The 14,001-nt window shown below is 67.8% G+C and carries 11 protein-coding genes; 5 read left to right on the forward strand and 6 right to left on the reverse strand.

All coding sequences use genetic code 11. The annotated features are described in order from the left end of the window. Together VGI12_15195 and VGI12_15200 are read left to right on the forward strand one after the other, a co-directional pair. On the forward strand, positions 1 to 1,581 hold a 1,581-nt coding region (locus tag VGI12_15195; protein ID HEY2434019.1), incomplete at its 5' end, for a DUF885 domain-containing protein. Next, positions 1,578 to 2,129 (forward strand): isoprenylcysteine carboxylmethyltransferase family protein, encoded by a 552-nt coding sequence (locus VGI12_15200; protein HEY2434020.1) that lies wholly within the window; start codon positions 1,578 to 1,580, stop codon positions 2,127 to 2,129. The genes VGI12_15195 and VGI12_15200, both read left to right, overlap by 4 nt. A gap of 44 nt (positions 2,130 to 2,173) precedes the next feature. Here the strand turns inward: VGI12_15200 and VGI12_15205 are convergent, their stop codons facing one another. Continuing rightward, positions 2,174 to 3,088 (reverse strand): RluA family pseudouridine synthase, encoded by a 915-nt coding sequence (locus VGI12_15205; protein HEY2434021.1) that lies wholly within the window; start codon positions 3,086 to 3,088, stop codon positions 2,174 to 2,176. 71 nt (positions 3,089 to 3,159) lie between these two features. Here VGI12_15205 and VGI12_15210 point away from each other — a divergent pair, with 71 nt between their 5' ends. After that, positions 3,160 to 4,710 (forward strand): hypothetical protein, encoded by a 1,551-nt coding sequence (locus VGI12_15210; protein ID HEY2434022.1) that lies wholly within the window; start codon positions 3,160 to 3,162, stop codon positions 4,708 to 4,710. A gap of 35 nt (positions 4,711 to 4,745) precedes the next feature. Continuing rightward, positions 4,746 to 6,371, forward strand: coding sequence for an ATP-binding cassette domain-containing protein (locus VGI12_15215; GenBank protein HEY2434023.1), 1,626 nt, complete (start codon positions 4,746 to 4,748; stop codon positions 6,369 to 6,371). Positions 6,372 to 6,392: 21 nt separating this feature from the next. On the opposite strand, the gene VGI12_15220 is transcribed toward VGI12_15215, so the two are convergent. The 5 genes from VGI12_15220 to VGI12_15240 form a co-directional block, all read right to left on the reverse strand. Further along, positions 6,393 to 6,740 (reverse strand): hypothetical protein, encoded by a 348-nt coding sequence (locus tag VGI12_15220; GenBank protein ID HEY2434024.1) that lies wholly within the window; start codon positions 6,738 to 6,740, stop codon positions 6,393 to 6,395. A 372-nt stretch (positions 6,741 to 7,112) separates the two neighbouring features. Further along, positions 7,113 to 7,850, reverse strand: coding sequence for a prolipoprotein diacylglyceryl transferase (locus tag VGI12_15225; protein HEY2434025.1), 738 nt, complete (start codon positions 7,848 to 7,850; stop codon positions 7,113 to 7,115). Positions 7,851 to 8,295: 445 nt separating this feature from the next. Continuing rightward, the gene (locus VGI12_15230) at positions 8,296 to 10,974 is read right to left on the reverse strand and encodes a multicopper oxidase domain-containing protein (GenBank protein ID HEY2434026.1); all 2,679 of its coding nucleotides are present in this window, start codon (positions 10,972 to 10,974) and stop codon (positions 8,296 to 8,298) included. Positions 10,975 to 11,199: 225 nt separating this feature from the next. Continuing rightward, on the reverse strand, positions 11,200 to 13,320 hold the full coding sequence (locus VGI12_15235) for a TonB-dependent receptor (GenBank protein ID HEY2434027.1): 2,121 nt from the start codon (positions 13,318 to 13,320) through the stop codon (positions 11,200 to 11,202). 104 nt (positions 13,321 to 13,424) lie between these two features. Next, complete coding sequence (locus VGI12_15240; protein HEY2434028.1) at positions 13,425 to 13,550, reverse strand: hypothetical protein; 126 nt, start codon at positions 13,548 to 13,550, stop codon at positions 13,425 to 13,427. 6 nt (positions 13,551 to 13,556) lie between these two features. On the opposite strand from VGI12_15240, the gene VGI12_15245 reads away from it, so the two are divergent. Next, on the forward strand, positions 13,557 to 13,787 hold the full coding sequence (locus tag VGI12_15245) for a hypothetical protein (protein ID HEY2434029.1): 231 nt from the start codon (positions 13,557 to 13,559) through the stop codon (positions 13,785 to 13,787). The last annotated feature ends 214 nt before the right edge of the window (positions 13,788 to 14,001 follow it).

Raw genomic sequence — 14,001 nt, forward strand, 5'->3', positions numbered from 1 at the left:
ATGGCGACGGCGCTCGGGATCCACAAGTACGACGAAACGCTCGACGACTACTCGAAGCAGGCGGTGACCGACGAGGCCGCCGCCGCGACGGCGTTCCGGCAGCGGATCGCCGCCGCCGACCCGGCGTCGTTGTCGCCGTCGAACCAGCTCGATCGCGAGATGCTGCTGCACGCGATCGACTCGCGCGTCCTGTCGCTCCAGACCGTCCAGCCGTGGGCGCGCAATCCCGACATCTACAGCAGCGGCATCACCAACACCGCCTATCTGATGATCAAGCGCTCCTACGCGCCGCCCGAGGTACGCCTGAAGCAGGTGATCGCGCGCGAGAAGCAGATGCCGGCCGCCCTGCTCGAGGCGCGCAAGAACCTCGACAACCCGCCCGCCATCCTGACCCGGATTGCCATCGATCAACTCGACGGCAGCCAGGGCTTCTTCAAGGACGCGGTGCCGCAAGCGTTCCCGGAGGTCAAGGACGCCGCGCTCCTCGCACAGTTCAAGCAGTCGAACGACGCCGTGATCGCCGCGCTCGGCGACTACAAGACATGGCTGCAGACCGATCTCTCGAAGCGGTCGAAAGGCGAGTACGCCATCGGCGCCGACGTCTACGCGAAAAAGCTGGCAGCCGACGAGATGATCGACACGCCGATCGACCAGCTCCTCACCATCGCCGAGCAGGACATGGCGAAGAACAAGGCGGCCTTCGCCGAGACGGCCAAGAAGATCGACCCGGCGCATACGCCGATGGAGGTGCTGGCCAGGGTGCAGGCCGAGCATCCGCCGGCCGACAAACTGCTGTCGGTGACACAGGCCGAGCTCGACGCGCTCGGTCACTTCATGTCCGATCACCACATCGTCTCCGTGCCGCAGGCGGCGCCGGCCCGCGTGCAGGAGACGCCGCCGTTCATGCGCGCGACCACCTCGGCCTCGATGGACACGCCGGGCCCGTATGAGACGAAGGCGACCGAGGCCTACTACAACATGACGCTGCCGGACCCGAAGTGGCCGAAGAAGCAGATCGCCGAGTTCATGTCGCAGTGGTACTTCGCCGCCATCTCGAACGTGTCGGTCCACGAAGTGTGGCCGGGGCACTACCTGCAGTTCCTCTACGCGAAGCAGTTCCCGTCGGACGTCCGCAAGGTGATCGGCGTGGCCAGCAACTCGGAAGGGTGGGCCCACTACTGCGAACAGATGGTGCTCGACGAAGGCTTTCACGACGGCGACCCGAAGTACCGCCTCGCACAGATCCAGGACGCGCTGCTGCGCGATGCCCGGTTCATCGCCGGCATCAAGTTGCACACCAAGGGCATGACGGTGAAGCAGGCCGAAGACTTCTTCGTGAGCGACGGCTACCAGCCGCGGCCCGTGGCCGTGTCCGAGGCCAAGCGCGGGACCACGGACGCGACCTACGGCTACTACACGATGGGCAAGCTGATGATCCTGAAGCTGCGGGACGACTACAAGGCAAAAAAAGGCGCGCAGTTCACGCTTCAGGATTTCCACGACACGTTCATCCATCTCGGGCCGCTACCGCTGCCGCTCGTCCGGAAGGCGATGCTGGGAGAGACGGGGACCATCTTTTGAGAGTCTCCGCGGCCGCGCTCGTCACGCTTGCCGCGGCGTGGGGATTGTGGATGGTGCCGTTCTTCGGTCTCTCAAAAGGTGTCGCCGCCCAGACGATCGACAAGCGGGCGCGGTGGGGCATCGCGCTCGAAGGGGTTGGCTTCTTCTTCGTCTGGAGCGCGTGGGCGTGGGCAGCGGCGACGCCGTGGTGGCGGTGGGCGGCGGCCCTGCCGTTCCTGGCGGCCGGCCCGCTGCTCACCTGGACGAGTGCGCGCACGCTGGGACGGCAGTGGCGGTTCGACGCCGGTTTGAACGCCGACCACCGCCTCGTGCAGGAGGGATCGTACCGGATCGTCCGTCATCCGATCTACGCGTCGATGCTGGCGATGCTGCTCGGCACCGGGCTGCTGCTGACGCGGCTGCGGTTCCTGGCGATTGCGGCGGTCTTCTTTCTGGCCGGCACCGAGATTCGCGTGCGCATCGAAGACGCGCTGCTGGCGTCGCGGTTCGGATCCGTCTTCGACGCGTACCGCGCGCGCGTGTCCGCCTACATCCCGTTCGTGCGCTAGCCCCCGCCGAAGCCGTCCGCGTCCGGCGGCCGCGGCCGACGCCTTCAACGCTTTCTTAGACGATCGAGCAGCGACTGGAAGTCGGCCGGCAGCGGCGCTTCGAACGTCAGACGGCGGCCGTCAGCGGGATGCAGGAACGACAACTGGAAGGCGTGCAGCGCCTGACGCTCGAAACTAATCGTCCGGATCGCGTCGGGACCATACGTATACCGCTTCTCGCCGACGAGCGTGTGGCCGCGCAGCCGCGCCTGGATGCGAATCTGATTCCGTCGGCCGGTGCGCAGACGTACTTCGATCAGCGACGCGTCCCCCAGCGCTTCCCGTAACCGGTAGTCGCTGATCGCCTCCTGCGCGTGGGGATCGTTCGGGTGGGTCTCCTTCTGGATCAGCGCCTTGTCGTCCCACACGAGATGATCGCGCCATGTGCCGCTCGGCGGCGACGGCCGGCCGTAGACCACGGCGAGGTAGACGCGGTCGGGCTCGCGGCGGCGGAACTGATCCTTGACGGCATGCTGCGCCGCAGTCGTCTTCGCGAACACCACCAGGCCGGAGGTGTCGCGATCGATGCGGTGGACGACGAGCGGCCTGCGCTTGCCGCGCGAGCGGAAGTGGTCCTCGAGCTGATCGAACACCGAAGAGGCCTGGGCCTTGCGCTCGAGCGGCACCGCCAGCAGCCCCGGCGGCTTGTTGACGACGAGCAGTGCCTCGTCTTCGTAGACGATCAGGACGTCGGCGACCTGCCGCGGACCGGCGTGCGCGCGGGCGCTCCCGGGTCGGTCCATCCAGACGCGGACGCGATCGCCGGCCGCCAGCCGGGTCGCGGCGTCGGAGGCGCCGGCCTCGCGCTCGTTGAGAAAGATCTTTCCCCGCTCGATCGCCGTCATCGCGCGCGCCCGCGAGCCGAGCCGCGCCGGCGCGGCGAGGAACTTGTCGAGCCTCAGTCCGGCTTCGTCAGCCACCGTCCATTCAGGGAGTTGCTCGCGTCGACCGGTGGTCATAAAGAGAGTAGCTCGTTTATACTACGCGCGGTTTGCGGGCACCGAGGGCTGCGGCTCTTGTCTGGGCGCTTTCTCTCGTCATCGTCGGCACGTTCGTCGTTACGCTGACGCGGCAACCCGTCTCTCAAAAAGACGAGCCGTTTTACGCGTCCATCGCACGTGCGTATCACTACGGCCCGCCGGGTGTGCCGTCGATGCTCGACGCGTCGGCGCCGACCGCCGTCGATCACATCGCGTTCTACGGCCCGATCTACTTCCGGACGGTCGACCTGTTCTTTTCGCTGTTCGGCGTATCGGTTGCGGCGTTCCGCGCCATCGGCCTGCTCGGGGTGCTGCTCTGCGCGGCGGCCGGCGTGTGCATCTGCCGCGCGCTCGGCGGCGGCCCGTCCCGGCAGGCGTGGACGTGGCTCCTGCTGCTGCTGACGCCCGAAGCGGGTGCGGCCGCGTCGAGCGGCCGGATGGACTCGATGGCGGTAGGCATTGAGATGTCCGGTCTCGCCATCCTGCTCGCCGGGTTCGCGCGACAGCGGCGGCCCGTGCTGTATGGGCTCGGCGCCGGCACGCTGTTCGCGGCGGCGGCGCTGACCACGCCACGGACGTTTCCGTTTCTTGCGGCGCTCGTGATCGCCGGGATAGTGGAGCAGTGGCGAGCCGCGCCGGTGCCGCGCGCCACCCGCCGCGTCGGACTGGCCGCCGTCGCAAGCGGAGGCGGGATCCTGCTGGCGTGGACCCTGATCCGGTTTGGCGGTCCGGCCGGGTGGGTCCGGCTCATGGCGACCATCGCTACGCACGAAAATACCGACGTCGCGCTGCTGCCCGCGGCGGCGGCGCGCGATCTGATGTTCACGTCGTGGCAGGCGATCCCGCTCGTCTTCTCGGTGGCGGGCGCGCTTGCGGCGGCCTATCTGATGCGCAGCCGGGACGCGACGCCCCAGGCGCTCGCCGGCGCCTTCGCGCTGGTCGCCACCTGGACGACGCTCGTGCTGACGATCACGCTGTTCAACTACACGTTCATCTTCGGCGTGTACTTCGTGATGCCGCTGACCGCCGTGGTGATCGCGCTCCCGACCCCGCTCAGCGCGCTGCACCGGCGCGCCGCCGCTGGGCTCGCGCTGCTGTTGTGCCTCCTGTTCGGCGGGGTCAGGGCCGCCAAGATCGTGCGGGCCGCCATCACCTGGGACGCGCGCGATCCGTCGAAGCTCGCGCGCTTCGTCGCCGACCACGTGCCGCCGGGCTCGCGCGTGCTCGGACCCGGCCCCGATCTGTTCCTGCCGGTCGAGCGCGCCGGCTCCCGATATTACTCAGTGCCGCAGTTGAGCTTTGCCGACTGGTCGCGCTGGAGCCATCCGGAAGCGCAGGGCAAAGCGGTGGCGCTGCCCGCGGCCGATTTCCTGATCTGGCGCACGCGTGACGGCGATCCTCCCCGCGACGTGGCCTGTTTCGGGCTAGGGCCGGTGGCTACCTATCACCCTCCGCCGGTCACCTTGCCGCGCCTCGCCTGGATCCTGGCGGCCGATCCCTTCGCCGGCTATCCCGAAACGACGCTCTACGCGTTGGGACATCGAGGCGGCTGCGGGTTATAATCGGAGGTTCCCTTCTTCTCAATGACGAGGTTCGAGTGATCGCTGTCTCTGGTGTGTCGATGCGGTTCGGGTCGAAAATTCTGTTCGAGGACGTGGCTGTCGCGTTCTCGCCAGGGCGGAGGTATGGCTTGACCGGGCCCAACGGCGCCGGCAAGTCCACCTTCATGAAGCTGCTGACCGGGGAAACCCCGCCGCAGAAGGGCACGGTGGTGCGGCCGGAGAAAGTCGGAGTGCTGCGGCAGGACCAGTTCGCGTTCGACAGCTTCCGGGTCGTCGATACCGTCATCATGGGGAACAGGCGGCTGTGGCCCGCGCTCGAGGAGCGCGAGCGCCTCTACGCGCTCACCGACATGACCGACGAGCAGGGCATGCGGCTGGCCGAGCTCGAGGGGATCGTCGGCGAAGAGGACGGCTATTCGGCGGAAAGCGACGCGGCGATCCTGCTCGACGGTCTCGACATTCCCGAGGCGGTGCACGAGCGGCGGATGTCGGAGCTGCAGGGCGGCCAGAAGGTGCGGGTGCTCCTCGCGCAGGCGCTGTTCGGCCATCCGCAGGCGCTGCTCCTCGACGAGCCCACCAACCATCTCGACCTCGAGTCGATCCACTGGCTCTGCGATTCCCTGACGCGCTACGAGGGGACGTTGATCGTCATCTCGCACGATCGCCACTTCCTCAACGCGGTGACGACGCACACCGCCGACATCGACTACCAGACGATCATCACCTACACCGGCGGCTACGACGAGATGGTGCTGCAGAAGACGCAGATCCGGTCCCGCGTCGAGTCCGAAAACGCGCAGCGCGACAAGAAAATCGCGCAGCTGCAGGAATTCATCGCCCGCTTCTCGGCCGGCACGCGATCGGCGCAGACGACCTCGCGACGCAAGGAAGTGGAGCGGCTGCAGACGACCGACCTCGCGCGTTCGAACATCCAGCGCCCGTACATCAACTTCAAGATGAACCGCCCGTCGGGCCGGATGGCGATGGAGATCAAGGACGTCGCGAAGGCCTTTGCCAGCGACGGCAGCGTTCACCAGGTCATCGACGGCTTCGACGCGATCGTCAACCGCGGGGACAAGATCGTGGTCGTCGGGCGCAACGGCGTGGGCAAGACGACGCTGCTCAAGGCGCTGCTGGCCGACGCGCCGGGGCTGGCGGCTTCGCCCGGCGATATCGACAGCGGCCAGGTGCGCTGGGGGCACGAGACCTTGGTCGGCTACTTCCCCCAGGATCACACCGGGGTGATTCAGAAGGGGTTGACGGCCGTCGACTGGCTGCACCAGTTCGATCCCGACGCCGCCCGCCAGGACATCCACGGGCTGCTCGGCCAGATGCTCTTCAGCGGCGAGGAAGGGTTGAAGCCCACCGAGGCGTTGTCTGGTGGCGAGACCGCGCGCCTGCTGTTCTGCCGGATCATGCTGCAGAAGCCGAACATCCTCGTCCTCGACGAACCGACCAACCATCTCGATCTCGAGTCGATCAACGCGATGAACGTCGCGCTGCAGAAGTACGAGGGGACGATTCTGCTGGTGACGCACGACCAGGACCTGATCGAAGAGGTCGGCACCCGCGTCTGGCAGATCGAGCCCGGGCGGATCGTCGACTTCAAGGGCTCGTTCGAGGAGTTTTCGGCGACCAGCCCGCAGTCGAGCGGCCGGTAACGGCCCCGCTCGCGCCGCCGCTCAGCCTCGCAGCCGCGCCAGGGCGCGCGTCGTGAGGCGTCCGCCCGCGGCGAGATGGACGATCGGGATATGGGCAGTGGCGGGACAGGTCGACAGCAGGGCGCTCGTGTCGTCCTGGCCGTCGCCTTCGAGGGCGCCGTCGAGCAGGATCAGATCCGGCAGATGCCATGAGGCTTTGACGATGGCTTCGAATGAGGTTCGGGCCAGCGTGACGCGAAAGCCGCGGCTGCGGAGCTGCTCAGCGCGCCGTTCGCGCGAGGTGGCATTCGGATCCGCGACGAGCACGAGTGGCAGCGCCAGCGTGGTGTCTCCGGCGAGGATGGTCGAATTTACTGTCGCTGTCTGCAATTGCGACACGCCGCGCCCCCTTTTCAACGTTGCGGGCGTCGCGGAGCAAGAAACAGGCCGCTAGCGTCGGACGAACCGGTTGATGCCGACGCCTACGAGCGCGCCGACGAAAAAGGTGAGGCCGTCGAGATTCGCCTGACCGGTCGGGTCGAGAACAGCCAGCAGGAGGAGGCCGGCCAAACCCCCGCCGAGCATCGAGCCGCCGATCTCGAGCGCTACGAGGGCGGGGCGACGCGGGCAGCGGTGTCCATCTGTCAGGTGACCCTTGCAGCGGGGACAAGTCGCCATCGGGTTACGCGGTCGCCGGCACCAAGCGCGCCAAATGTAGCACAGCGCCGCTGCGGTCGAGGTCGACTTTTTTGACGGCCGAGTTCAGTGACGGACCGGCGGGGCGGTTCGCCGCAGCACCACCAGACCGAAGACCACGACGAGCAACGCGAAGCAGTGCGCCACGGTGAGCGGCCCGAGCACGCGCACGTTCACGCGCACGAACTCCAGGAGAAACCGGAACGCGCCGGCGAGAACGAAGTAGCGTCCGAGCACGGTGCGGTCGGCCACGCCTCTGCGCCGCCAGCGGATCAGAGCCCACGCGAGCACCGCCAGAAACAGCGCCTCGTAGATCTGCGTCGGGTGCACGCGATCGAATGTCGGCGGCAGGCCGCGGGGAAACGCCACGCCCCAGGGGAGCGACGTCGGCCGGCCGTAGTCGTCGCCGACCAGGAAGCAGCCGACGCGGCCGAGCATCTGGCCGACGGCGAGGGCCGGCGTGGCGGCGGCCAGCACCGGCACCAGCGGCCAGTGCCGCGAACGGATCGTCAGGTAGCCGGCCGCGAGGCCGCCGACGAACCCCCCGAACCAGCTCATGCCGCCGCGGTCGAACAGCAGCGACAGGAACGGGGATTCCTGGACGTGTTCGAAGACGTAGAGGAGCTTGGCGCCGAGCAGTCCGCCGACGAGTCCGTAGACCGCCGCGTCGAGCGCCGCGTCGGGCAGGCCGGCGCGCGCCAGTTCACGGCGGAAGACCCAGAGGCCCGCCAGCGCGCCCAGCGCGACCATCACGCCAAAACTGGTGATCTCGAACGAGCCGATGTGAAAGAGGACGGGCAGCATACGGGCGTCAGCCCGCTATTGTGTCATTCACTGCGCCGCGCCGCCAAGCATGCGTTCCGGGGCCGCGATTCGGCGGCGGGGGTCGGCCCGCAGCGAGCGTCGACAAGCGAGTGGAGCGGGGGAGCTGAAAGCGCGAGGCGGAGGATGGTCGGCGGCGGCCGGGCCGACGGGACGCGCCTGCTGCGACCGCACGGAGCGACCGTCAACGCGCGAGCGGAGTGGAGGGAGCCTGAGCGCAGTCGGCGCGACGCGTCGCCCGAGCGCGCCAACTGCGAGGGACCTCGGCCTCGCGCTGGAACCTGGCGAGCCGATCGCCATCACCCGCTACCGAGGCTGGCAGCATCTTGATGGCGACCGATCGTTTCAGGTTGGTGTCGGTGGCGCGCTAGACCTCACCCATGCCACCGGCGCCAATCTGGCCGAGGACCTGTAGGGACCGAGCCGGTCAGTCGGCCAGCTTCGGAACCTCGAACTCGAAGCCCGGGTAGGTCTGGCCGGTGTGAGGATTCGGATCGGTGAATGACAGGCCTTGCCGGTACGAAATCTCGACCGAGGGCCGCGGGTAGATGGCGCTGACCTTTTCCGCGGTCATCTCGTGGCTGGCGACACGATCGCGCGGATTCGCGTTCGACGATCCCGGTGCGGCGACGCATTCCAGCTCCTGCATCATCCCCATGTCCTCGTGCATGAGGATGTGACAGTGGTGGATCCACTGGCCGGTATAGTCCGCGAACCGCGACCGGAACACCACGCGCCCGCCGTTGCGGGGAATCGAGACCGTATCCATCCAGCGCGGCTCGTCGAGCAGGTTGTGCAACCGCCCCTGCTCGTCGGGTACCTCGATTCGCGTCACCCACATGGGATTCACGTGGATGTGGAACGGGTGATCCGCGGCGTTGGTCACGATGCGGAACTCGTGATCCTTCCAGAACCGGGCCTGGCCGTCACCCCGCGGGACCGGGTAGGAGCGGAACTGGCCGGGGGTGCCGCCAGGCTGCGGGAACCGCTCGAGATCGGTATGGGCCCAGAGGGTCACCGACGGGTTGTAGAGAACCCACTCCTCCGCGGTCTCGACGAGGGGGCGGATGCGATCGGGCTCGCCGGGCGCGAACTTCCGTGGCGGCGGCGGGTTTGGATTCTTCGCCAGATCCATCTGGTTGTTGACCGCCATGGTGCGCGCGTTGGGCGCCAGCAGGACGCGCTTGCCCTGGACTTCGGCCCACGTCAGGTTCTTCAACTCCGGGTGGGCAGTGGCGTACGACTCAGGCACGTCGATAATCGGGAACCCCGCCGAGCCGTAGCCGGAATAGCTCACGACCCGCGTCCGGTGGCTACCGGGCTTCACGCCACGCGCGCGCGCCTCGGCCGCCGCCATGCGGGTTTCCTCGTCCGCGACCGGCTGCAGGTAGGGCGGCACCGGCGGCAGGTGATCCCGCAGCGACATCACCTCGAAGTCTCCCCCCTCGACGGGGGTGCCACGCACATGGACGTGCGCCACGACCAGGTCCACCGGGCCGGGGTTGGCCGGGCCGAAGGCCGGGCGGCCGAGGCTGAGGCTCCGCTGCACGCGCCCCTGGAAGTTGTCGGTGTGGAGAATCTCCTCCTGCGCGACGACCGTGAACACCCGGCCTGCCGCATTCAACGGCGCCTTGAAGAGCAGATCCGTCCGGTTGGCCGTGGACATCCAGACCTCGTTGGGCCGGACGAACGCATCGCGGAGCGACTGGCCATCGCGGAAGCACGCCTCGAGATTGCGAAGCAAGGCCTCCGATTCCGACTGGCCGGCGGCTGGAGGACGCGTCAGCGGATTCACCGAGTCCGCATTACTACGAGATAGATCCTTGATGGTGTGCCGCGCGCGGCCGTTCTCGACGCTCACGAGCGTGATGCCGTCCACGGCAAGCTGGTAGATCGGCATCTTGGCCGCTTCGATATCCGCACGGGTCATCGCGATGAGACGACGCGTCGGCGGCGTGCCGTCGACCTTCTCGACGCGGTGGAGTCGATCGCCCTTGAAGACGTACTGGCCGTCCAGCACCATCACGCGCTTGAAGCCGCGGCCGTCCACGCTGCCGTTCAGGACACGCCAGCGTTCGACGGCGCCAGGCCGCATGAACATGACGCACGGCGGCGGAATGCCCTCAGGAGGCACCGGCGCAGGAAGGAAGCGCTGTCGGCGACTCCCCGGGGCATTGAAGTCGGACGAATTGACGGCGACGCGCTGGATGAAGACGAGCCGCTCGCGATAGTCGTGAGCGCCCGTCGGCTCGGTCGGGTCCGGATGCGCGCTCCCCGTCATCGCCGTGTTGATCGCGTCGTCCACATCCCCTTCGACGATGAGGAAGCCGGCCATGCCGGACGAGACCTGGTCGTGCGTGGAGCCGTGAGCATGCGGGTGGTACCAGTGGGTGCCCGGCGGATCCGGTTGGGGAGGGCGTCCGGCCTCCTGCATCGCGGCCCGCTGTACGTGGCCGAGCGAGATCTCGTAGTCCACGTGGCCGACGTATTCGTGCGGTTTCGACATGCACGCGGCGCCGCCCATCTTCTGGCGCATCGCCCAGTCGTCATGGCTCAACAGCCGCACCCGCACGTTGTCGGACTCGGTGCCCCGGCCGGGGTTGGCGCCTGGCATGACGTGCAGCCCGTGGGTGTGCAGGTTGGTCACGCGCGAGCCATGCTCGGAGTTCGAGATGCCCGTCATGCACTGGCCGTCCATTGTCATCACCGACAGGAATCGGCCGAACGCTTCGAGGTGCTCGAGCACGGTGAACGCCGGATCGGACTTGTCGGGAACCGGTTTGCCTGCGGCTTTTGCCACCTCGCGTTCGAAGGCGAAGGCCTGGTCAGTGGGCACCGAGAGCGGATCCGGGCACGGCCCGATCCACATCTTGCCGAAATCGGCGCCAAGCAGGTTCCGCAGGCGGATGCGAAGCACGCCGTCGCCGCGGACGCGGATCGTCGGCGCCGGGCTGATGCCGCCAAAGCTGAATTGGCCAGGGAAAATCTGCCCGAGCGACGGCGCCTTCTCGGGCTCGTTACGCTCGACAACGTTCAGATCCAGCGCCTGGCCAGGCCAGTCGGCAGGTCGCCAGACCCAGGGCTCTGTCCACGTCTCCGTGGGCATCGCGGCAGGGTCCATCACGCCCGTGGCGTCGGGAGGAGAGGGAGGCGCCTGCGGCGGGGCCGCCGTCGACGAGGACGTCTGGGCCTGAGGCTCATGGCCGGCGAGCAACCCACCGCCGGAACCGATGGCCGCCGCGACGCCAGACGCGCCGAGTTGGAGAAACTTCCGGCGCGCCGGCGATCCAATCTTTTTCATTAAGGACGGGGCAGATGATACCCGAATAGGTCAGAACCTCAGCAATAACGTGAGCGTTCCGTTGCGGCCTGGGGCATCGACCCAGCGGGGGCCGGCGTTGGAGTAGAAACGCTGGTCGAGGGCATTTCGCAGGAGACCGCTCAGTTCACCACTCCGCGACCAGTGCCAGGTCACGCCGGCATCGAGCGGCACATACCCCGGCGTCGGGACCTCGCTCGGGCCGGCCGCATCGTGACGCGCGATGGCGGCGATCCGCAGATACGACGACATCCGGTTGCCCGCCGCGTGCCGCACGACGAGCGCGACCGAGGGTGGGGCGATGTCGTCGAGCGGCGCGCCGGTGTCGGCGTCGTGGCCACGCGAGGTCTGCGCGGTCACATCCATGAGGAATCCATAGGGCACGCTCGCCTGGGCCTCGACCTCACCGCCGCGCAGATCACCTGCGCCGCGATTCCGGAAGAAGAAGTTGGTTGTTCCCACCAGGTAACGCTCGACGAGATTCGCGATTCTGTAGTCGTAGCAGGCGGCGGAGACCCGGAGCGGGCCGTTCTCCCACCGGGCGGTCACGTCGATCTGGCGGCTCGTCTCCGGCTCGAGATCGGGATTCCCTTCGATGAATCCGCGGCCGACCGGGCCACGGTAGAAGCGGTCCGTCAGGGTCGGATCGCGGAACCCGCGAGCGACTTGCGCCGTGAGCGTGGTGCGCGGCGCTACGGTATACGTCGCGCTTGCGAGGCCCGCCACCGCGCTGTTGATGACGCGGCGATCGCCAAAGTACCCGCCCTCATTGATGTTGTGCACCGTATCGGCACGCAGTCCGCCGCTCAGGCGGAGGCGCGGCGTCACCTGCGCATCGGCCTGACCGAAGATGCCCAGCCCATGGCGATGCGCGGACTCAATCGATGGATTCGCGACCGACGACGCGAGGTCACCGGCGAGCGTGTAGGCCACCGTCGTGTCGGTCGCCTCGAGGCCGTAGCGCCCCTGATAGTCGGCGCCCATCTGGAGCCGGATCCGGCCGAAGCCGTGCTCTCCGGTGATGCGCAGTTGCCCGTCGCGCGACGACATGTCGGCCTGGGCCAGTTGCCTGGGCTGCTTCGCGGTGGCGAGCCGATCCTGTTCGGTCCGTTCCCGCGACGTTCCGTAGAGGCCGCCGAACCGCACGTTCCTGAACCACCCCGCCAAACGGGCTTGGTACGAGAGCGTGAGCCGATGCGAGTCTTCATAGGGGGTCGTCGCCGTGATTGTCGTCGCGTCGTTCCGCGGACGGCCGATGTCGCGGTCCAGTCCCGTGATCCAGCCAGCCGACCACGTGCCCGAACCGGTCGAGTGCTCCCAGAGCGCACTGATTCCGCCATCCTTCCAGCCCGAGTTCGGGACCGTTCCGGTGGGCGCGCGGTAGTCGTCGAACTCGCGGGCGTGCACCGCGACGAGGATGCCGCCGGATCCGTAGCCACGCGACAGCTCGACTTCGCCGCGCGCCTCCGGGATCCCCGCACCCACGGTTCCGGACACTCGAGCCGTCCACGGCGCGTGGTAATCGGGCCGCCGCGTACTCGCGGCGATCACCCCGCCGAATGCGTCCGAGCCGTAGGCCACCGAGCCGGCTCCCCGGGCGACTTCGATACTGCTGACAGTCGCCGGATCGAGAAACGACGCATTGGGACCGGCTCGCCGTTCCGTGGACACGCGGTTGCCGTCGAGCAGGATCAAGGAGCGATCGCGACCAAGCCCGCGGATCGCGGGCACCGCGCCCTGTCCCCCGTCGGCAATAGCGGCGACGCCAGGGACATTCTCGAGCGCCTGGGTCAGCGTGGCCGGTGCGCGCTGTTCGATATCCGCCGCGGGCAAGAGCGTAGTCGATGCAGCGGGTGCGCTGTCGATCGTCGGGGCTACGCCGTCAACCGTGACCGTATCGGTCACCACGGCTTCCGCGTCGAGCATCAGATCTCCAGCCGTAGTCCACGACTCGACTCGTATCGGTCGAGCAACGTGTCCATCCGGCAAGATGACAATCAGCGTCACCGGCGCCGGCGGCGGCACCGCCGCCCAGCGGAAATGACCCGTGGCATCCGTACGCTCGACGCCGCGGTAGCCGACGATCAGGACCTGCGCGCCCGCGACCGGCAGACGAGTGTCCGCAGCGATCACGACGCCTCCGGATGGAACAACGGCAGGAGACACGATCTGGCAGAGAACGATTGCAGGAACGAGGAACACGCGCCCTTACTCTATGCGAATGACGTTGGCCGTCCTCACAACCCGTTCGGAAACGCGTAGACGGGCGGCGGCACGAACGGTGCCCCGACTTCCGGCGTGATCTGCGTGTGGGCTCCGAGGACGATGTCGCGCGGGTTGCGCGAATACGGCTTCCCGTCCACGAACGCGTGAAGGACACCGATGAAGGTCGCAACGGTGTGCGCGTCGACGTGTTTGGCAACGAAGGCGGCGAGCAGATCGCGCCAGTGAAGACGGCGTGGGGCGCCACGTGCCGGCGGGCGTCGGTGGCTGGCGTGCATTACCACGACCTGAGGCGCGAATTCGCCAACCGTCTGCTGGAGAGCGGCGCAACGCTGGCGGAAGTGCAGCCGTGGTTGGGCACTCGAACATCACGATGACGTCGAGATACCTCGGCGTGACGGATGCCGGCCTGCAGCGCTTCGAAGCCTCGCGGGACTTTATTCGCACACCATTCGCACAAACGGCCGAACCGACGGACATCCGCCGCGCGGATCCGGCCTCCGCGGTCGGCGCCCATCGATTGATTCAGTAGGAAGTTACGAGGAAATGACCCGGGTGGGGATCGAACCCACGACCCTGTGATTAAAAGTC

The sequence above is a fragment of the Vicinamibacterales bacterium genome (genome assembly GCA_036496585.1).
Classification (GTDB): domain Bacteria; phylum Acidobacteriota; class Vicinamibacteria; order Vicinamibacterales; family 2-12-FULL-66-21; genus JAICSD01.

Excerpts from the sequence above, each read along its gene's own strand:
- VGI12_15225 (HEY2434025.1), bottom strand. The coding sequence starts at position 7,850 with ATGCTGCCCGTCCTCTTTCACATCGGCTCGTTCGAGATCACCAGTTTT.
- VGI12_15230 (HEY2434026.1), bottom strand. The coding sequence starts at position 10,974 with ATGCCCACGGAGACGTGGACAGAGCCCTGGGTCTGGCGACCTGCCGAC.